This is a genomic window from Nitrobacter vulgaris (assembly GCF_031453995.1).
Taxonomy (GTDB): domain Bacteria; phylum Pseudomonadota; class Alphaproteobacteria; order Rhizobiales; family Xanthobacteraceae; genus Nitrobacter; species Nitrobacter vulgaris.
On the sequence record NZ_JAVDPZ010000029.1, the window covers coordinates 15,039 to 34,907 of the forward strand.

At 54.6% G+C, this 19,869-nt stretch carries 16 protein-coding genes and 1 pseudogene; 8 read left to right on the forward strand and 9 right to left on the reverse strand.

Annotated elements, in window-relative coordinates:
* Positions 1–163 precede the first annotated feature (163 nt).
* From GGQ85_RS15795 to GGQ85_RS15805, 3 genes and pseudogenes are all read left to right on the forward strand, one after another.
* Entirely contained in the window at positions 164–1,003 is an 840-nt protein-coding gene (locus GGQ85_RS15795) for a class II glutamine amidotransferase (protein WP_309775308.1), read from the forward strand.
* A 5-nt stretch (positions 1,004–1,008) separates the two neighbouring features.
* Positions 1,009–1,890: pseudogene (locus GGQ85_RS15800) on the forward strand (asparagine synthase-related protein); the annotation flags it as partial.
* Positions 1,880–3,112, forward strand: a complete 1,233-nt coding sequence (locus tag GGQ85_RS15805) for a carboxylate-amine ligase (protein ID WP_309775310.1) — start codon at positions 1,880–1,882, stop codon at positions 3,110–3,112. The pseudogene GGQ85_RS15800 and the gene GGQ85_RS15805, both read left to right, overlap by 11 nt.
* Here GGQ85_RS15805 and GGQ85_RS15810 read toward each other — a convergent pair.
* From GGQ85_RS15810 to pabB, 9 genes are all read right to left on the reverse strand, one after another.
* Positions 3,105–3,251, reverse strand: coding sequence for a hypothetical protein (locus tag GGQ85_RS15810; protein ID WP_309775311.1), 147 nt, complete (start codon positions 3,249–3,251; stop codon positions 3,105–3,107). The two genes, GGQ85_RS15805 and GGQ85_RS15810, sit on opposite strands and share 8 nt — an antisense overlap.
* 45 nt (positions 3,252–3,296) lie before the next feature.
* Complete coding sequence (locus tag GGQ85_RS15815) at positions 3,297–4,148, reverse strand: PI-PLC domain-containing protein (RefSeq protein WP_309775312.1); 852 nt, start codon at positions 4,146–4,148, stop codon at positions 3,297–3,299.
* Positions 4,149–4,204: 56 nt separating this feature from the next.
* The gene (locus GGQ85_RS15820) at positions 4,205–5,227 is read right to left on the reverse strand and encodes a hypothetical protein (protein WP_309775313.1); all 1,023 of its coding nucleotides are present in this window, start codon (positions 5,225–5,227) and stop codon (positions 4,205–4,207) included.
* A gap of 54 nt (positions 5,228–5,281) precedes the next feature.
* Positions 5,282–5,743, reverse strand: coding sequence for an adenylyltransferase/cytidyltransferase family protein (locus GGQ85_RS15825; protein ID WP_309775314.1), 462 nt, complete (start codon positions 5,741–5,743; stop codon positions 5,282–5,284).
* A complete protein-coding gene (locus GGQ85_RS15830; RefSeq protein ID WP_309775315.1) occupies positions 5,740–6,837 on the reverse strand; it encodes a LicD family protein in 1,098 nt (365 codons plus the stop codon). The genes GGQ85_RS15825 and GGQ85_RS15830 overlap by 4 nt, the downstream gene beginning before the upstream one ends.
* A 152-nt stretch (positions 6,838–6,989) precedes the next feature.
* Positions 6,990–8,303 carry a glycosyltransferase gene (locus GGQ85_RS15835; RefSeq protein WP_309775316.1) on the reverse strand — a complete coding sequence of 438 codons (1,314 nt, stop codon included), beginning with the start codon at positions 8,301–8,303 and terminating at the stop codon, positions 6,990–6,992.
* A complete protein-coding gene (locus GGQ85_RS15840; RefSeq protein ID WP_309775317.1) occupies positions 8,300–9,847 on the reverse strand; it encodes a glycosyltransferase family 2 protein in 1,548 nt (515 codons plus the stop codon). Before GGQ85_RS15840 ends, GGQ85_RS15835 begins: the two co-directional genes overlap by 4 nt.
* Positions 9,848–9,859: 12 nt before the next feature.
* A complete protein-coding gene (locus GGQ85_RS15845; protein ID WP_309775318.1) occupies positions 9,860–10,384 on the reverse strand; it encodes a hypothetical protein in 525 nt (174 codons plus the stop codon).
* A 479-nt stretch (positions 10,385–10,863) separates the two neighbouring features.
* Positions 10,864–12,981: an aminodeoxychorismate synthase component I gene (pabB, locus tag GGQ85_RS15850; RefSeq protein WP_309775319.1), complete on the reverse strand. Its 2,118-nt coding sequence runs from the start codon at positions 12,979–12,981 to the stop codon at positions 10,864–10,866.
* Positions 12,982–13,306: 325 nt separating this feature from the next.
* Between pabB and GGQ85_RS15855 the strand changes: the two genes are divergently transcribed.
* The 5 genes from GGQ85_RS15855 (at position 13,307) to GGQ85_RS15875 (ending at position 19,841) form a co-directional block, all read left to right on the forward strand.
* Positions 13,307–14,104: a universal stress protein gene (locus GGQ85_RS15855; RefSeq protein WP_079447727.1), complete on the forward strand. Its 798-nt coding sequence runs from the start codon at positions 13,307–13,309 to the stop codon at positions 14,102–14,104.
* Between the two features lie 445 nt (positions 14,105–14,549).
* Positions 14,550–16,871 carry a TonB-dependent receptor gene (locus tag GGQ85_RS15860; RefSeq protein ID WP_309775320.1) on the forward strand — a complete coding sequence of 774 codons (2,322 nt, stop codon included), beginning with the start codon at positions 14,550–14,552 and terminating at the stop codon, positions 16,869–16,871.
* A gap of 1,032 nt (positions 16,872–17,903) precedes the next feature.
* A complete protein-coding gene (locus GGQ85_RS15865) occupies positions 17,904–18,128 on the forward strand; it encodes an MbtH family protein (RefSeq protein WP_309775321.1) in 225 nt (74 codons plus the stop codon).
* Between the two features lie 20 nt (positions 18,129–18,148).
* Entirely contained in the window at positions 18,149–18,904 is a 756-nt protein-coding gene (locus tag GGQ85_RS15870) for a thioesterase II family protein (protein WP_309775323.1), read from the forward strand.
* A gap of 37 nt (positions 18,905–18,941) precedes the next feature.
* Positions 18,942–19,841 (forward strand): TauD/TfdA family dioxygenase, encoded by a 900-nt coding sequence (locus tag GGQ85_RS15875; RefSeq protein ID WP_309775325.1) that lies wholly within the window; start codon positions 18,942–18,944, stop codon positions 19,839–19,841.
* Positions 19,842–19,869: the final 28 nt, after the last annotated feature.

Consider the following 19,869-nt stretch of genomic DNA (forward strand, 5'->3'; position numbering starts at 1 on the left):
TGGCCGTAAACCAAGTAGGCTTCGCCAGCCCACCATGTCTATGAGGCAAGGGATCATTCCGGATTTCGTGCTGTTCCAACAGAGGGAACTTGAAGTGCCCCGCACTGTTCCTTAAGCAACGTTTGTGACTTTGTTCCTGACACGTGGAAGAAAAGGCTCATCAATGTGCAGGTGGATCGCTTATCGAGGAGAGACTCGGGCATTCGAACAATACGTCACAGAGCCCGTTCATTCTCTCATCGCTCAAAGTCTGCGCTCGCTTGAGGCCACCGCTCGAACGAACGGAGATGGATTCGGTCTCGGCTGGTACGGTATTCATCCGGAACCCGGTCTGTATCGGGAGACGCGGCCGGCGTGGTCGGACGAAAATCTGCGCTATCTCTGTCGCCATCTGGAGTCTCACATGTTTTTCGCTCATGTCAGGGCGGCGACCTGTACGGCGGTGACGCGGCAGAACTGCCACCCGTTCGTGTGCGGCCAATGGATGTTCATGCACAATGGCTTCATCGGTAGCTGGAACCGGCTCCGGCGGAGGGTAGAAAGTATGATTTCCGACGAGTTCTATCCTTCGCGGCTCGGTACGACCGACTCCGAGGCAGTATTCCTTGCCATGATGGGCGCGGGGCTTGTCGAAGATGCCGTGGGTGCAACGCGCCGGGTAATGTCCGAACTATGCAAGTTGGTGAACGAAGAGGATTACCGCGAGCCTGTGCGCTTTACATCGGCACTGACCAATGGCCATGACCTGTTCGCATTCAGGTTTGCAGAGAATGATAGTGCCAACTCGTTGTATTACCGGACCGCCGGCGATGGACTTGTTGTCGCTTCCGAGCCGCTCGATAGGGAATCCGGATGGGAGGAGGTTCCCACCAATCATGTGTTGATCGGAGCCGCGTCAGGCTCAATCGATATCGTTCCATTTCTCCCATCTGAACTCAGGCAGCTCGGAGAGGAACGCTGGCCGGCTCAAACAGTTGTCGCAGGCGCCGGTAAAGGTAAATAGGGCGCGAGGAGTTCCGACGAAAACAAATGTGCGGATATTCTGATCTCGTCGCGCAACGGTTCGGGACCAAGCACGAGCAAATACGGATCGATGCAAACAAAGCGCTGGACACGCTCCCGGCCGCGATCAGGTCCATGTCGGAGCCAATGGTCAGCCACGACGCGGTTGCGTTCTATCTACTTGCCTCTGAAGTATCCAAACGAGTCAAGGTGGTGCAAAGCGGTCAGGGCGTGGACGAGTTGTTCGGTGGCTACAGCTGGTATCCATCCTTCCTCTCCGCCAATGATGCTACCCAGCAGTATCAAGCGTCCTACTTCGACTGGAAGCATTCAGATCTGACGGAGCTGTTATCGGAAGAGTTCATTTCGGACGATTTCAGCAGAGACTTCGTCGACGCGTTCTTCACTCAGGCCGAAGCGGTCTCTCCTGTCGACAAGGTGTTGCAGATCGATGGTGAGATCATGCTCGCCGACGATCCCGTCAAGCGCGTCGATAACATAACCATGGCTTTTGGCCTCGAAGCGCGGGTTCCTTACCTCGACCATGAAGTGGTGGAGCTTGCGTCGCGCCTCCCTGCGGCACTGAAAGTCAGCGGTGGCGGCAAACACATCCTCAAAAAGATAGCTCGGCGCTATGTGCCGAGCGAGGTCATCGACCGATCGAAGGGGTACTTTCCACTGCCTTCCCTGCGTTACCTGAACGGTCCGTTCCTCGACTTCGTCTGCGATACGATGACATCCGCCAAAGCGAGGGAAAGAGGTTTGTATCGGTACGGCTTTGTCGATCACATGTTGCAACACCCCGAAGCTGAAATGAGTCCAAAGGGCCACTCGCGCTTGTGGCAGGCCGCTGTTCTCGAAGCGTGGTTGCAGGCACATGCAGTTTGATCCGAAAATACTCAAAACGCTGCGTCTCAACCTCAGTCGCGACGGTGGCCACCTCATTATCCGATCGGCCGCTGGGCGTGAGGAAGTCAGCGAGTATTCGTTCGGTATCGAGGAGGAATACTTCCTGGCGGACAGAGAAACCTTCGAAGTCGCAATGCAGACGCCCAATGAGCTGTTCGAGGCTGCAAATTGGTCCACAGGCGACCTGGCCACGCGGGAGATGTTGCAGGCTCAGCTCGAAGTCGCCACGAACATCCATGGTGATATCAATGACGCCCGCGAGGAATTGAAGTTTTTGCGCCGCGAGGTTGCGGCCGTTGCATCTCAATATGGGTTCGTCATCATGGCCTCGGCTACGCACCCGACAGCCTCCTGGCGGCTTTCGCAGCCCAGTCCGAAGGTGCGTTATGAAGAGATGATCGAAGATTTCAAAGCGGTTGGACATCGGAACATGGTGTGCGGGATGCACGTTCACGTGCAATTGCCCGATGCGGACCGGCGGTTCGCGGTGATGCGCGCGATGATCCCCTACCTCCCGATTTTCATTGCACTCTCGACCTCCTCTCCCTTCTGGAATTCGGCCGACACGGGCCTGAAGGGCTATCGACTCGCCGCTTACGACGAGTTACCCCGCAGCGGCCTTCCTGAACTATTCGAGAACAAGCAGGAATTCGAAGAGTACGTAGCTGCCCTCGTCAAATCGGGCGTTATGCCGGACGAAAGCTATGTCTGGTGGGGACTGCGTCCATCTTCACGACACCCGACGCTGGAGCTGCGTGCTCCTGACGTGTGCACTTACGTTGACGACGCTGTGGCAATCGCGGCGCTATATCGCTCCCTTGCGCGTTACCTCTACGAGCGGCCCGAGCTGTCAAAACGAGTGACGGGCGTCGATCGTGCGATCGCGGTCGAGAACAAGTGGCGAGCCCAACGTTATGGAATAAGCTGCATATTCGTGGGAAAAGACGGTCCGGTCGAAATTCACGACGTGCTATCGACACTGATTGAGCAAATTTCCGAAGATGCGGCGAAGCTTACGTGTCAACGGGAGTTGGAGGACTGCAAGAGAATACTTGAGCGGGGAAGCTCCGCCGATGCCCAGCTACGGATATACCGAGACAACGCACTCAATTTGACTGAAGTTAATCGCTGGATCGCCGAAACGACGGCGGCCGGCCAGATGGGAGCGGCGTGCTCGGCGACCGAGAAGGCGGTCATTTAAGGAGCTCGGCATCAAACAGGATCGAAGATGAGCAAACCCTCGCCGCTTCTTGTTTTCTACCGGCGATCAGTGAGTTATTCGACGAACTCATGGACGACAGCGCGTCAAGCTTCGAGAAAAAGCGTGCGGTGCGGATCACCTGTCTCTTCTCTTTTACACCAGGATTTTAGTGTATTGGAGTGACTTAAATTACTCTGCCTTCCCGAACGCCAAATTCCAGGTAGTGGCAACCCGCACCTATGTCACTCAAATGCGCCAGATCAGCATACCTCTTCTTGTAAGATTTTGCATCGAAGCTTTCCGGTAACGCGCCAAGTGAATATGAACTGAAAAAATTGACTCCTGCATCCAGCAGTTCTTTCTCACGACACAGAGAGATGTCCTGGCCGTGGAAGTATACGTCGGCCAAACCTGTCAAGCGCGTCATACCCTCACGGTGAAGATTTTCGACTTGCTTGCCAGGAATTTTCCATCTGACACTTATTCCGAGCGCATCCAACTCTGATGCGGCATTGCGAGCGAAGTCATAGGCCTCGTCTGAGTAGGGATCTGAGTCGTAGTGCTTCCACAAAGCTATCACGACCTTTCGGATTCCGAACGGGCGACAAAAATCAACCCATTCACGCCGATAGACCTGATAGTATAGCCGGTCCAGAAGAGATCCGTGGCAGTTTGTCAAAAATTGCAAAAAATCGGGAAACTGAAAATCCGGAAACTTCGCGTCGATGATTATCTTTGTGTCTGGTAGAATCTCTAACAGTCGTTCGACCATATCGAACGTAACAGGATTGAATCTTTCGAACACCCGCAAGCGCTGAAATTCATCCTGAGTTATTGACGCGAACTTCTTTTCAACCCCGTAGAATCTCCTTTCAGCTTCGTCGTGAGCCAATGCGAAGCCGTCAGCCAACTTGACGCAATCGAGCTCGATCTGCCTCTCACCAGATGCGAGCGAAGCAAGGACTGCTTCGATCGAATTGGTTTGTATATATCCGTCTATCTGGCCTCCGCCGTGGATGATCGTCTTTCCTGCCATCGCCAACCGCCTTTAATTACGCCAACGTTTGATTAATCATGGCGCGCGAAAAGCTTTCATTTAGGGCCACGAAGCTGGCTGGCATAGTATAGAGCCAGACTCGTGAGGCTATCCGGATCCGTCTCCGGCAAAGCATGTGTTGGACGCGAGGCCCACGATTGAATGATCGCCTGTTGGGGACAAAGCTTATGATCGTTCTCGAAAAATTTGATATGGCTCTTCGCGTTGTCGATCCACTCTCTGTTAGTGCGGTCAGTCGGTAGTCCGTTATAAATTATGCCGATAGCTCCTACCAAGTTCTCTGCACGCAAGGCCTTCAGCAGATCATAAAAACGTAGCGCAGCGGCTACCTGTTGTGAGCCGGCGGAAAACGGTACGTCTAATTGCATGAACGAGATGCGTGATCCCAGACGCTCGCGAAGCCCGCGAAGCCATCGTCGCGTCTCAGTTTCCCATTCCGGCTGATATGCGACGCCGCTCGGTTCGATGTCTCCGATCGTCACCGTCGGGAATTCGTCGCGATAGACCCGAAGCACGGGCATCACGAGATCAATGACCCCCTCTATCGAGAGCCGGCATCCGGGCTTCTTACCGGGAAGCCCTTTGTAATAGCGCCCGAACCAGAGTGGTTCGTCCATTGCGACGTAGGCGATCGAGCCTCCTGCCTTCTTGATTTTTTCTGAAATCAACTTCGCACGGGAGATCGTCGAATAGCCTTCTACCCCAGGTCCCCCACATGCCGGATTCGCCACCGGGGTGTTCATCACTCCCGCTTCAACCGCGATCGAAATATGACGACTATTGAGATTCTCCACGATCAGGTTCACTTGATCCTGAGGGGCATGTTCGAGATACGAGCCGTAGAGCTTGAAAACGCTTATGACCTGAGCCGCCTTCCGCCAAGGGGCATCAGATTTGAACATATCCAGAAAATCGACTGCGCGATTGAGCGGAGAGGGCGGGACGGAAGCTTGAGGCGCGATCCAGATCTCGGTTGCTGACAGGATGCCAAAGGCTCCTGAGACCAGCAGTAAAAGAATTGAAATTGTTGGGCGAACGAAAAGCCGCTGCTTTCTCATTTCCGCATCCGACGATCGGGACGGGTCCAAGCACTCGGCCCTGGGTTTGAACGCTTAATACTTCTCCAGTTGCGCACGCAGATGATCGATCTTGTTCTTCATCGACGCGATCGTATCGCTATCAATCTTTCGCAGATAGCCCTTAATATCGGTCGTAGAGATATTCGATGTTCGGCTCACATAGGTCACGATGCAGCCGGTTTCCGCAGACAGATGATCGAATTTTCCAACCCAATCGTCGCCCATAGCGAATATTCTGACGTCGTGCTTTTGGATATCGCTGCTTTTTTGCTCCCAGGTCGTTTCGGGTATCACCAGATCGACATACTTGCAGCTTGAAAGGATCTCGGCGCGTTCGTTGTAGCGGATTACAGATTTCTTCCCTTTGATATCGTTGAATTCGTCGGTGGAACACCCAACGATCAGGCGGTCTCCGAGGCTTCGCAGGCGCTGTAGCAGGCGAACGTGGCCCACGTGAAACAAATCAAAGGTTCCGTAGGTGATTACGTTGTTCATGTCGAATCACCCCTCTTTGAGTTGAAAGTGGCATCGGTGGCGAGCAGACAATCCTCGTAGATCTTACGAACTGCCGGATCGGAACATTTTACACTATCGATGAATCGCCGCAGGTGAACCGCCCGTTTCGCTTCCTTCTCAGTACTGATCAAAACATCCAATTTTACGCTTGGGAATAAACGTTTCAAATCCAGGACCCAGAAGCTTTGGTCAGCCCCGGTCAGGGTGACTTCGCTAAACCCACCTTCGCAGATCATCTTCGCAATGGTGTCAAAGTTTGCGTCAGCTGACGCTTCAACCCTTTGGCCCGCACCCGGTACAAATTCAGCAAGTCGCGTTCGGCTCAAACTCGGTGGTATGCCTCTTACATTCGTGGACAGTAAAGCATCATAGTCAAACTCGAACTTCTCCCAGTCGGACCCCATCAACTTGAGCGCGACTTTATCGTGAGAATGAACAACGATATTTTTGGCCACGTTCCCGTACTCGTGCCAGATATCATCCTCGTAGTAGCTGAAGACGCGAGCGCGAAAGGAATCCAAGTGGACAAAGGTGCCCGGCCTCACCCATGCTTCGGGAACTTCCTTTGTATGGTACATGCCCCAGTTTGACAGGTTTCTTATAAAGCCCGCTTCATCAACGCTTGTGTAGAATACGTCTATCTGGGCCCATGGCACTACGACCTGTATTCCGTCTGCAAGTTCGATGGAGGCATGACGGGAGTTTGCGTCCTGCTGTAATGCCAGGATGTGGTACCCTCCGCCGGCATAGGGCGCTGCCACCGGCCAGCAAGCGTAGCCGCATTCTCGCAGTAGCGGCAGGATCCTGTCTTCGAAGATCTTAATCTGATCTTCGAAAATGATAACATCCAGATCATCATTCCACGGGGGCATACGACCATTTCGGACGTATCCGACAATTGCGCCTGCGAACAAGAAGTATTCGAGCTTATGGCGTTCGAAGATGCGCAGAACCTGTTTGTAGATCTCCTTGGAACCGTCGGTCAGCTGTTCGTATTTTGCATTGGATATCCCAGCGATCGAAGTTCGGATTGCCGGAAGTGAACTATTGAATAGAGGTGCGGCTAGATTCACGTGTGAACTCGCTTACTCATACTCGCCAGGACGATCTTATGCTTTGCGTGTTGCTGAGAGTCGCAAAGGCCGATGGCTGCGGACATGAACCGGATGCCTCGCTTTCGGTTTGAAACTTGCTCATGGAAAGAAATGATCCGTCCCTCCGTGCGTTAGACCGCCACCGCCTGAGAGTGCCGGCGATCGTAAACAGTAGGTGAGAACTCCTTCCAAAGGCTCAGGTGAGCGTCCAGCATTTCGTCTTCGCTCCAGGGTTGTTCAATGGATCGGTTTGTTGCGATCCATTGCTGCTCGTTTCCGACCAGATTCGACATGAGACCTGCCAGCGACCGGCCGTCCCGTGGCAAGAAAGTAAACCCGTTCTTTTGCGGGATCACTCGTTCCTTCAGACCAGCGATTGCAGAAGCGATGACCGGCCGGCCGAACATCCAAGCTTCAGAAACAACAAGACCAAAAATCTCCCACCACGTCGACGGAACGATCACCCAGTCAACCGATGCCATCCGTTCGGCCAACTGATCACGACCGTAGGCTCCATTCTCACGCACGGTGATCCTGCCGAACTGGGACTTGCGGAGTTCTTCGACCTGTTGATTGATCCGCTCCAGATAGGCACCGGATGCGTAGTGCTTGTTGCCACCATTTATTTCGACAACGATACCTTGTGCCGGAAGCCGCTGCTCTTTACCAAGCAACAGAAGGGCATCAAATATGACGTCTACGCCTTTGTTGTCGATGAATTGTCCGAAAAAGCCAAAGCGGTTGACCTGCCGCGAATGCTGACTGCGGTCGAATGTCGTACCAAGGTTTGTCTGGCCATTTGGTATGACGACGCACTTCTCCTGAGGTAGCCCCCACTCAACGTATCGTTCGGCGATAAACTCGGATGGAAAAACAAAAACGTCACATTCCCCGAGAGCGGCCTTCAGACGAGCGGCTCGCAGGGTCACAAACTCGGGGCGAAGGTCCGGGAAACATTTGTTGCACGAAACAGGAGAGGCCGATCGACAGAGATCGCGCGAGCCTTTCTTCACCATCTGGCCATCCGCCATGCATATCGCCATCATCTCATGGAACGTAAAACAGATGACTGCGTCAGGCGCCGCAATCCTGGCCGCACGAATCGATTCCACGCCGACGCGATGGTAGTGATGGAAGTGGATGACGTCTGGTTTGATCCGCTCGATCAATTCACGAAAGAACTGGATCGAGCGCCAATCTCCAACGGAAAGGTGGAGGAAATCGTAGTACTGCGGGAAATAAAAGTACTGCCGTTCTTCGCCCTGGACAGGGACGATGGGGGCGCCGGGTTTGCCGTAGATCTGATCGTGATTGGCTTCGAGCGCTGCGATAAAATAGGCATCGTGTCCTCGCTTCAGGCTAGCCTGAAACATTTCGTATGCCACCTGTTGAGCGCCACCCGGCGCTATTGAAGGATGAAGATAGCTAACGTAGACCATTTTCATGGCGTCCGCCTGCTTGTCTTGGCGAGATGCTTGTCGAAGTAAGCGCCATGTTCGGCGGTGAAGAAGTAGCGGTTCGCCATGGAGGCGCCGCGATATTCTTCACCGCGAGCGCGCGAACCCTGTCCCTCCAGATGCACAAGGCGAATTTGCGGGTGTACGCAAACAGGCCCGTTCGATGCGTTCCAACGCAGTGATAAGTCGGCGTCTTCGTAGTGGCCATAAATGTAGCGCGTAGAAAATCCTCCGAGCTTTTCAAACATTGGCTTTTCAAAGGCCATTACCGCGCCGGTTATCGCAGGCACAGCCCTGGGCTTCTGCCATTCTGGTTCGGAAAATGGCACGCCCTTATCAAAATGTTCGACTCGCAACAGGCGTCCGTATGGTGCCAGTACCGAGTCGTCGGTGCGATTCAGAGAATTGCGTCGGACGAATTCATCTTTATCGATGAACATGCCTGAATGCATGAGATTGTGATCATCATAGAACAACAACCCGCCCCAGAGCGTCTTTCCCAGCTTGGTATCTGCCAGAACCTGCTTCATCTGGCGTGCATAAGCGGGGATTGCATATACATCGGGATTGATAATGAAGATGCGGTTGCTTGCGGCGTGATCAATGGCTGCATTGTTTGCGGCGCCAAAGCCTGCGTTATCTCCCAAAGCAATGACAGTGATCATCACGTCATAAAGGTCCGACATAAGGCGCGCGTACCGCAACACCTCGTCCGCGTCTTCGGGCGAGTTGCAGACGTAGATCCATTCTCCGAAATCGATCCCCGCTTCCCGGAATAACATCGGCTGAAGCTTAATCGGCTCGGTTGAGCCAAAGAGTACCGTCACAAATGAGCTTGATACCTTGCGCGGTCTGAAGCGCTCAACGTAAGAGTTAGACACGGCGGATGCGACATGAGAGCGAAACAGCTGAATGAGAGCTGTTCCCGAAGCTCCGCATAGAAAGCTATTCAGAGACGCTTGTTTACCAGAATGAGATTCACAGGTAGCGATGATCTGCAACAACGTATTTAGAAGACGCTTGTCTGACACGATCTCCGGAGTAATTTTTGTCTGGAACGTGCCAGTCAGGGAGGCCACCTGAAACAGAAGTGGCTGCTTCAAAAGAGACTTCGAGGGAGATTGACCGAACCCAACAAACCCATAGTCGTAGGCGCCCTCGCGGATGTGTTGCTCGACGTCTTTCCGGGCCTGCCTAAAACATGCGGTTCGCGGTAACTCGACAGTGAAATCGCCCCCGATCAGCTTCATTCGCGGAGTTTCACAGCCTTCATCCGCGAGCCAGCCGATGATTAGGCAGAACCCTGACTCCGAAACCAAGTATCGTTCGACCGAGCATGCCACAGCGCCCGGCTCGCGGCGGATGGTAGAGTGCTTGTTCTCATCGATGCCGAATCGCAGATAGTGATCGAGCGCGCTGGCGGCTTCACCCGAAGTTAACGCATGGCGCGCGTGCGGATTGGATTCCAGATATCGAGATTCGTCAAAATTGCGAAGAGCTACAGGAAGCAGCGGCGCTTCTAACATGTTCATCCCTCAAAAATCTCAGCGGGGCGAAGCGGGTAGCGCCAACCCGCGGTACCCACGCCTGACAAAATCTTCGTGCGCGTTTTTTTCCTCTTCACTTGGTTTGCGAACGTGCATATAGCGGCGGGCGTACCACCTTGCGTCTACGCCAGGGTTGGACGGCAGTCGGCCTTCTGCGTATCCGAAGTTTTCGAAGTGCTCCGCAGCGCTGGCTATCTTGCCTTCCAGCATTGCTTGAGCGACGTCGGGATACGTCTCAAGATACCATTCGCTGTCTACGATCGTCGGAGAGCCGAGACGCCCCTCAAGGTATCCCACCGATCTGAAGTGTGCCCATCCTGATGCAAACCGGGCGCTGCTGACGGCGGCCGCGATGTCAGGGTAAGTTGTGAGATACCAATCTTCGTCGAAATCCCAGGAGGAGATGTACAAATCAAGAAGACCGGCCAGCGTCTTCCGAGAGAGCCTAACCTCGTCTGCGTCGGCATTGAACTGATCAGGTAAATCACCAAAGGCGACCCGGGGATGCGGGATATTCACCATTCGAATTCGTCCCGATTGCAATTCCTCAACATGTGCGCCGCGGTGTCCGCGCAGATCACGAAAGCAAATCTCAAGGCACGACTCCTGATGCGTGTTCTCAATGTTAGTGATGATGAAATTCGGTGTGTTGTTAAACTGCTGTCATCGATAGTTCACACAAGCTGCGTTTCCGTTCACAAAATAGAAGTGCTTTGATTCACAAAATAGAAGTGCTTTGATTACAATCCGAATCTCGATGAACCTCTCACTGCTACTCATGACGTTTCGCCATCAAAGGTCTCAGGCCATTAGCCGCAGCAAAGGGGATAAGTTGGAGTGCGTGGATATAAAGACGCCATCCCCGTCGATCGGCGCGGTCCTTGTTCATGCCATGCCGCCGGCGAGCGATTTATCTTCGTAGCCGGTAAATTTGGAGCGCGAAGGCAAGGCCAGCGGGTGCACACCAGCTTTTCCGTGGCATGTGCGATCGTCAGATGTGCTCAGCCTTGCGCTGTGCTGTCGCTGGACTCCAGCAGACGAAATTGACCTTCGCTGAAGCTTCCAAATGTGGCGATGACGATTGATTTGATCGAAGCCTCGGCCTTCAAGAGCATTTCCTCAAATTCTCCCTCGGGGGTGGATTCTGCAACTACTCCGCCTCCCGCACCGATAGAGAACCGTCCATCGGTCAGCACGATGGATCGGATCACGATACTCAGATCAGCGGCGCCATCATCACCCAGCCAGCCGAGTGATCCAGAATAGATACCTCGGGCGCGCTGCTCCAACTGATCGATAAGCTCAAGAGTACGGGATTTGGGCGCTCCGGTCATCGATCCGCCCGGAAATGCGCCGCTGCGCAGCACGTCAATGAGCGTATACTCCGGTTTCAAAACGCCGCGTATGGTACTGACCAGTTGGTGGACGGTCTGATATGTTTCGACGTCAAACAAGCTTGGCACCGATACGGTTCCGGTCTCACAGCAGCGGGACAGATCGTGACGCAAGAGATCGACGATCATTCCGTTCTCTGCCCGGTTTTTCCGATCGGTCCGCAGCATTTCGACCAGCTTCTGGTCTTCAAGCGGATCGGCGGCGCGCCGGATCGTTCCTTTGATCGGCTTTGCTTCGATGTTGCCGTCTGTATCGACGGCAAGAAATCGCTCAGGTGAGGCGCTGAGGACTGCTCCGCCGGGCCATTTGAGAAACGCAGCAAACGGCGCGGGATTGACGCCTCGCATTGCGCGATAAACTCGCAGTGGCTCAACTGTGGCGGTGCAGGAAAGCTCGCTGGTCAAACAGACCTGATAAGTCTCTCCTTGCGCGATCAAATCGAGACAGCGGGCGACCTTGGAGAGATAGCTCGCTCTTCCATCCTTCATGGCGAACACGAGCGGACTCCGGTCGATCACGTCAGGGAAATTCAGGGGCGGGCGGTTCGCCGATTCGATCCGCTTAAGTGCGGAACGAATCCAATGCTGCGCGCGGTCGGCTTCCCCGGGGCTATCGATCACGCATATATAGGTTTTTTCGTCGAGATGATTTACGGCGATGAACCTGTCGGAATGGATCCACAAGGCGTCGGGTGTTGCAGCCCGCCGCGTGGTCGGCGAGCCGCAATCATGTCGCAGCTCGTAACCAAACCACCCGACATGACCGCCGACGAAAGGACATGGCGGCGGCGATTGCGGCCGGCTCGGATGCTCCCTTTGAAGATACTCGAATATATCGACGTTCTCGGTTCGGCGCCCGCGAGCATCGTCGATAAGGATCGTTCGGTCGATGCTGTTATACTGTACCGTTTCCGCATGTGGCCCGGATGCATCTCCCATATACGACCATTGTGACAGCGGCGACCCCGCAAGATTGCTGTCGAGCCAAAAGGCGAAGGGCTGATCGGCAAAGAGCGAACAGAACGCCGCTTCGGTGTCAATCGCGCGCGGGATTTCGAGCCAGAATGCTTTGCGAGACGTGGCAGTAGGCACCGTCGTGCGCCGCTTGTCCGGCCTTGCGAGCGGTGGCGTTGAGGTTCTTCCCGTGAAACGAAAGGAAAGGTCGCGAAAATTTCGTAGCAAGACCCGGCCGTCTTCTGTGAGAAACGATTCCGGATGAAACTGCACGCCCCATTGCGGCCGCCCGCGACGAGCGATGCTCATGACAAGGCCATCTTCGGTCCAAGCAATTTCCTCAAGAGTGGGCGGGAGAGGACGCTGGACCACAAAAGAATGATAGCGGGCCGCATTGAACAATGGCGGCATGTTGGCGAAGAGGCCGGACCCCCGGTGCACGATTCTGGATGTGCGTCCGTGGACGAGAGATGGAGCCCGCGCCAACGATGCGCCTGACCCGACGGCAATGCCCTGATGTCCCAAACATACGCCAAGCAAGGGAACGGCGGCCGCTTCGATCGCAGCCTTGGATAAGCCGAAATCCGCCGCCCGGTCCGGCCGCCCCGGGCCTGGCGAGATAATGATATTATCGAATCGTCTTTGGGAGAGTTCGTACCATGTCACCGCATCGTTGCGGACGACCAGGGGCTCTTCCTGGTTTATCTCTGCGATCAAGTGCACCAGGTTGTAGGTAAATGAATCGTAGTTGTCGATTATCAGCGTCCTCACCACATGACCTCGGCATGCACTGGTTCCCGCACGGAGGGCCGGCGAGGATTGATCGATCCAAAATGATCGCAGGAAGGTTAGAAACGATACATTTATTTTCCGCGAAGTCTCGCCGCTACTGGCGGTGTGCCATACGAACCTCTTATATGCTTATTTTGCTTCCGTCGGGACGATGAACCATATTTCGTCTCGGGAAGATCGATCATGCTTTCGAAAGGGCGCCAGCTATCGCGCAAAAACCTTCGAAGGTTTGAAGCTTTGACCTTGCTTTGATGCTCGATATCATAATTCTGCGGGGGATGGTTCAGATTGGAGAGCGAATCGCATGCCTAAAGACATTATTCTTCATCTGGAGCGCGACCCCTCGCGGGATATCGCCCGTGATTTTGCTGCTTCGATAGCCGAACTTTTCTCCGCCCATTTGACGGCCGTTATATCTAACTTCGAAGCGAACATTCCCGCGGATGCTCTTGGCGATCTATTTGCCGAGAGTGAAGCAGAGGCGCGCGGTGCAATAGAGCGTTTTGAACTGGCTATGAAACGCGGCGAACTCTCAGCTGAATCGCGTCTCGTTTTAGGAACACCTCAGACGTTTTCAGAAGTGGCGCGGTGTTTTGATTTAAGCATCGTCATGCAATCCGATGATCACAAGGGCATCAATAACAGCATTCTAATTGAAACGACGCTTTTTGATTCTGGCCGGCCGCTTATTATTGTTCCCAGCAACCAGCGGGAAGTTCTGAAGCTTGAGAAGATCGTGTGCTGCTGGGATGGAAGTCGCACCGCGGCGCGTGCCATCAATGATGCATTGCCGTTTCTGAAAAAAGCCAATGCTGTTGAGCTGCTTATTGTTGAAGATGAAAAGACCGCGAATGAACAGGTTCTTCGAGGAACTGAAATCGGCCAGCATCTCGCTCGACACGATATCAAGGTCAACGTGAAAACGATACCGGCAGCCGATAGGGACGTCGCGAATGCCATTTTGTCGTATGTTGCTGGCGGTTCGACGAGCTTGCTCGTGATGGGCGGCTATGGACACTCTCGCCTGCGTGAATTTGTGTTCGGTGGCGTGACGCGCGGAATGCTCTCGGCGATGACCGTTCCCGTTTTCATGTCGCACTAAAGTGGGATCGGATACCTTGAGACTTGCTGTTGGCCCTCAATCACCACTCCGCTAAACTGGCTTTAATCCTGCGGCGCGAAGGCTTGCCTGCAGGAGGTGATTGAGGACCTCCCGTTTACAAGCTTATGCAAAAAGGGGCACCCTGCGGGGTGCCCCTTCCATTTGCGATGGTCCATTTGCGAATGGTCATTCAATCCGCCCAATTCTCGTCCTGCGCTCGTACGCTGAAGTGACTTCTCGTCTGCATCCGCAATCTAAAATGCGTCAGTTGTGTCGAGCAGGAGCAATTCCGAACCGTGAGTCTGCATGCGTACCAAAGTGGAAATAGTAGAAGGCTCCTCACGACTTTAGATAGTTTCTAGTTCCCGATCCTTTCGTCAGAATCGCTTCTTATGTTACGAGCCGCTGGGGTTTGGATTGCTTAGATAATTGGGGGACGGGGACCATGCGAGAACTTTCAGCCAAGACGATCGTGAGCATAGCGTCGCTGGGAGCGGTGAGCTATTTCGTCGTCTCGGTGGATTCATCCGGCGTCATTCAAGCCGCGCGCGCGCAGCAATCCAACTTGCCGCCTGTGACGATTGTCGCACCCAAGCCGAAAGCACAACAGTCGGCCAAGCGGTCACGAACCCGAACAGCCAGTCCCGTTCAGAGACGGGTGGCCGCACCCGCGCCGCGCGAGACGGCGCCCGTCCCTTATGTGGTGCCTTCAACCGGTACGGTCGGCACCGTGCCGCCCGTCTATGCCGGTGGCCAGGTTGCGACTGGGGCAAGCCTAGGAATGCTCGGCAATCGCAGCGTGATGGATACGCCGTTCAATCAGACGAGCTATACTGCTGAACTCATTGAGAATCAGCAAGCGCGGACGATTCGCGACGTGCTTGCCAACGATCCTTCGGTCAGGGCTGTTCAACCAGCCGGTGGCGGCGCCGATGGTCTTTTTATCCGCGGTTTTTTCTATGACAGCGGCGATTACGGCCTGAACGGACTCTACGGAATCGCACCATACTATTCCACGAGGGCCAACTTCGTCGAGCGCGTCGAAGTCCTCAAGGGACCGAGCGCGCTGCTCAACGGCATGACCGTCGGCGGTACCGGCGTCGCGAGCGGCGGGGCGGTCGGCGGCGCCATCAATCTGATCAGCAAACATGCGACCGACGCTGACATCACGCGAATAACGGGAACTTATGTTTCCCAATCGCAATTTGGAGCAAATGTCGATCTCGGCCGGCGATACGGCGAACACAAGGAGTGGGGCGTCAGGCTGAACAGCACTTACTCGAACGGAAATACGCCGTGGAATCGGCAGACGGACGAGTTTGGAAACGTGGTCCTCGGCGTTGATTATCGGGGCGAAAGGGTGCGCGCGGCTTTCGATGTCGGCTATCAGGCGGATAATCTGAGGCCGCCTCTGCGATTCTTCGGGATTGGTGCGGGAGTGACGTCCATTCCTAAGCCGCCGACACCTGGCCTCAATTTCCAAGTTCCGTGGGCTTATTACGCGCCCACGGACTTCTTCACGACTGCACAGGGAGAGGTCGATCTAACCGACTGGATGACCGCCTATGCCGTGTTCGGTTATCACGACAGCAACATCAACTATCTCTATCCGTCACCCAACATCCAAAATAATGCAGGGAATCTCCTCGGGCTACCGGGTCGTGGCAAGGAGACGTTCGAGACCTTCGCGGGCACGACTGGTATCCGGGCGAACGTCGATACCGGACCTATTCATCACTTGATGAATATCAATTACTCGGTCAACGACCGGGGCTACGACCAGAACCTTCGCGCAGCGGGCCTAATTGCCTGGAACCTCTACACCGAACCGACCAACATACCGCAGCCCACCAACTTCAATGGATTGGCTATCACTCAGAGGACCGGCGTGAGGCTATCGAGCATCGGCCTATCCGATACCATGTCGATGCTGAACGATCGGGTACAGTTCACGGTCGGCGCTCGTCACCAGACTGCCAGCACGGAGGTGACAAATTTCCTGGCGCCCGCTTCGAGTCGGCCGGAGACTAGCTCGTCAGTGTGGAGTCCGGCCTATGCAATTGTTGTCAAGCCGGTCGAGCACATCTCGCTCTATGCGAACTATATCCAAGGTCTGCAGACACCCGTCGTGGTGGCCGGTAATTTTACGAATGCCGGGACCGTGTTCCCGCCAACTCCAACCCAGCAAGCCGAGGGCGGTATTAAGTTCGATGCCGACCGACTCACGGCAACGCTGAGTTATTTCGATATCAGCCAGCGGAGCATCATCACTCTCGGCGCAGTCGGAAATCAGACTCAGGAACTTAACGGCATGCAGCGTAACCGCGGCATGGAACTCAATGTATTCGGAGAGGTCACTCCCGCCATCCGCGTGCTCGGCGGCGCCGCGTTGATCGATGGTGTGCAGGAAAGAACCCAAGGCGGGATCAACGACGGCAAGAAAGCAGTCGGCGTTCCTGTGGTCACTGCGAATATCGGAGCGGAATGGGATACGCCCTTCGTGCGCGGTCTCACCGTGACTGGCAGGGTCATCTATACGGGTGCGCAATACGTCAACGTCACAAATACGTTGACCATCCCCGACTGGACGCGGGTCGATCTGGGAGCACGATACACCTTTATCTCGCCCTGGAACGGAAAGCCGATCATTGTCCGGGGTATGGTCGAAAACGTCGCAAACCAGGCGTACTGGGCGTCGGCATTTAGCGGGGTTATCACGCTTGCCGCTCCCCGGACCTACCTGGTGTCGACGACCTTCAATTTCTAGCGTCTTTACAGCTCACCACCGGGGTCTCAGCGTTTGATGCGCTGAGACGAAGGTCGAGCATGTGCGCGGCGTGGTGGCTACGTCGCCTTTACGGTGCATTCAATGCACGATCGGCTTCAGCCTTATTGGTCCCAGCTTGTTCTTCTTGGCGTTATCGGGTTTGCCATCCGCCTGGATTGGATTCGTCTTCATGTACTGAAGACCTGATGTGCTGAAGACCTGATGTGCTGAAGACCTGATGTGTTGAAGACTTGGCGGTGAAGAATCGTCCGGCTGAATCAATTCGATTGCAGCGCGGTGATCTGCTTATCGTTGTGCGCCCTGTTCTGTGCAACGAACGATAACCAGCTCAAGAAACCTGAACTGGCCCCGGATGAAGAGGTGCGTGCGTCGGAGTCAGCGCGCGTCAGAAAAAGAAAACATTTCCGATAGCGCGCTTACGCGTCTCAAGCGGCTGAACATCGACAAGGTGCACCGCGTGAGTGGGCCGCCGTTTGATGCCGCTCGGTAGGCTTGAACGAAACACCGCTGCGCATCGAGCATGACCGCTCGACGATCTTTGCGACTCACGTTGCGAAGATCTGATTTAGACTCCCGCTCTCTGCTTTGCCGTCTCAGCCTGCACGGTGATCATCCGTGGCTCGATTTCTTAGTAGCTCTGTTTCTTAGTAGCTCTGTTCCTTGAATCCATCGGCGCTCAGATCGAAGATGATCGCTTTTCAAGCTAGATTTCGATCTCACGTTTGAAATCTCAGAACGACTACGTGAATGTGTAGATGTGACGATAGTGCGATAGGAACCATTTGCGATACGCGTAGTCATAATGTCAAAAAGTCGCTGCAGTTAGATTAAACTTCGCCTCATTGTTATCTTTTTCGCCACGATGTGATGGCGAAACCGAGTTCAGTGTGATGTTCGCTCATTAGTTTTGAGACATTAAAAAATGCTCTGGTCGATATTGCTTTGACCATTATCTGCTTCTGACTTAGTCAAACATTGTCGCTTTCGTTTTCTGAAAAAGGAGACTGGGCCATGATGGTGTTTGATAGAGACGATGTGACATTTGCAGTGGTCATCAATAATGAAGAGCAATATTCGATCTGGCCGATGTTCAAAGATGTTCCCAACGGCTGGAAAGAGGTAGGCAAGACCGGCAGCAAGAAGGAATGCCTCGACTACATCGAAGAGGTGTGGATCGATATGCGCCCCTTGAGCTTGCGAAAATTCATGGACGAAGCACCGTCGCAATCAGCGTAGTGGCGGAGCCAAATCATCCTATGCGGCTTCTGTGTCTGCCTTACTCCGGCGGAAGCGCGATGTGCTATGCGCGCTGGCGCAGGCTTCTACCGTCATGGATCGATGTCTGGCCGGTCGAATGGCCTGGACGCGGCGCACGGATGGATGAAGCGCTGGCAACCAATCCTCACGAGCTAGCGTCACAACTCGCTAGCGAGCTAAGCGCGAACCTTGATGTTCCTTATGCAGTGTTCGGCCATAGCCTCGGCGCGATCATCGCATTTGAGCTGGTTCACAATCTGCTCGACCGCGGCGTTAGGGCGCCGGCCGTTCTCTTTGCGTCGGGTGCGGAGGCGCCGGCGGTTCGGGATGACAGCAAGTGGCGTCTTCCTTTGAATGACGAGGCGCTGCTGCAGGAGTTGCGCCAACTTCGGGGTACTCCTGACGAGGTGCTGTCGAATACCGAATTCATGAAATCGGCGCTGCCGGTGGTGCGCGCCGATTTCATGATGTGTGGTGCCTATGCTTACAGAATGCGGCCCCGCTTGCCTTGCTCCGTGCACGTTTTCGGCGGGACTGATGACGAGACAAGCAACGAGAACCTGCGGGCTTGGGAACAGGAAACTTCGGCGTCCTTCGGGCTCGACGTTTTGCCGGGGCATCACTTTTTTATTCACACGCGGCAGGCCGAGTTGATCGATTTGATCGAAGCGGTACTGGCGGAGCAATCAAAGCGATCGGTCGATTTACAGCGGAGTGACGATGATGAGCGCATTCTCCATTCAGCCACTCATTGATGGTCGGAGTCTCCCTTTATTACTCAAGGCGGGAGACGTGGGACGACCACTGGATGAAGCGCTTCCTTTGCTGCGAGCTGTCATCGACAGACACCTGACTGATTGCGGCGGCATCGTGTTTCGCGATTTTTCCCTGAATGGTCCTGATGCGTTTCGCGTCTTCGCCGCTGGTTTCGGGCACCCTCTGCTCACATACGAGTTCGGTTCAACGCCGCGGTCGCAGGTTACTTCCGGCGTCTACACTTCTACTGAATACCCGCCTCACCAGCACATTCCGTTACATAACGAACAGGCCTACACGCGCGATTGGCCGATGAAGATATGGTTCTATTGCGTGCAGCCTGCACTGGAGGGCGGCGAGACGCCGATTGCCGATAGCCGCGCTATCTATAGCGACATGCCGACGGCCATTCGTGAGCGCTTTGCCGATAAGGGAGTGATGTATGTGCGCAATTACGGCAATGGTCTCGACGTCGACTGGCAAGACGTGTTCGGAACCGACTCCAGATCGGAAGTCGAAGCCTACTGCGCCGGTCATGATATCGAATGCGAATGGAAGGATGACGGCGAGCTTCGCACGCGCCAGGTCTGCCAGGGTACTGCGCGCCACCCGGTAACGGGAGAATGGGTCTGGTTCAATCAAGCGCATTTGTTTCACGTTTCAAATCTCGATTCGGAAGTGCGCGAAAGTCTGCTCGACGTGGTCGGCGACGAGATGCATCTGCCGCGTAACGCTTTTTACGGTGACGGTACCAGGATTGAAGATGAAACGTTGTCGGTCGTTCGTGCCACGCTGGACAAACACAAGATCAGCTTTCCATGGCAAGCAGGCGACGTCGTGATGCTCGACAACATGCTCACGGCTCATGCCCGGGCGCCATTCAAAGGGCCGCGCAAGGTCATTGTCGCGATGGCGGAAGCCAATCGGCAAAGCTGATTGTTTCCATTCGTTACCACGAATGGTG

Excerpts from the sequence above, each read along its gene's own strand:
- GGQ85_RS15795 (WP_309775308.1), top strand. The coding sequence starts at position 164 with ATGTGCAGGTGGATCGCTTATCGAGGAGAGACTCGGGCATTCGAACAA.
- GGQ85_RS15805 (WP_309775310.1), top strand. The coding sequence starts at position 1,880 with ATGCAGTTTGATCCGAAAATACTCAAAACGCTGCGTCTCAACCTCAGT.
- GGQ85_RS15815 (WP_309775312.1), bottom strand. The coding sequence starts at position 4,148 with ATGGCAGGAAAGACGATCATCCACGGCGGAGGCCAGATAGACGGATAT.
- GGQ85_RS15820 (WP_309775313.1), bottom strand. The coding sequence starts at position 5,227 with ATGAGAAAGCAGCGGCTTTTCGTTCGCCCAACAATTTCAATTCTTTTA.
- GGQ85_RS15825 (WP_309775314.1), bottom strand. The coding sequence starts at position 5,743 with ATGAACAACGTAATCACCTACGGAACCTTTGATTTGTTTCACGTGGGC.
- GGQ85_RS15835 (WP_309775316.1), bottom strand. The coding sequence starts at position 8,303 with ATGAAAATGGTCTACGTTAGCTATCTTCATCCTTCAATAGCGCCGGGT.
- GGQ85_RS15840 (WP_309775317.1), bottom strand. The coding sequence starts at position 9,847 with ATGAACATGTTAGAAGCGCCGCTGCTTCCTGTAGCTCTTCGCAATTTT.
- GGQ85_RS15845 (WP_309775318.1), bottom strand. The coding sequence starts at position 10,384 with ATGGTGAATATCCCGCATCCCCGGGTCGCCTTTGGTGATTTACCTGAT.
- GGQ85_RS15855 (WP_079447727.1), top strand. The coding sequence starts at position 13,307 with ATGCCTAAAGACATTATTCTTCATCTGGAGCGCGACCCCTCGCGGGAT.
- GGQ85_RS15860 (WP_309775320.1), top strand. The coding sequence starts at position 14,550 with ATGCGAGAACTTTCAGCCAAGACGATCGTGAGCATAGCGTCGCTGGGA.
- GGQ85_RS15865 (WP_309775321.1), top strand. The coding sequence starts at position 17,904 with ATGATGGTGTTTGATAGAGACGATGTGACATTTGCAGTGGTCATCAAT.
- GGQ85_RS15870 (WP_309775323.1), top strand. The coding sequence starts at position 18,149 with ATGCGGCTTCTGTGTCTGCCTTACTCCGGCGGAAGCGCGATGTGCTAT.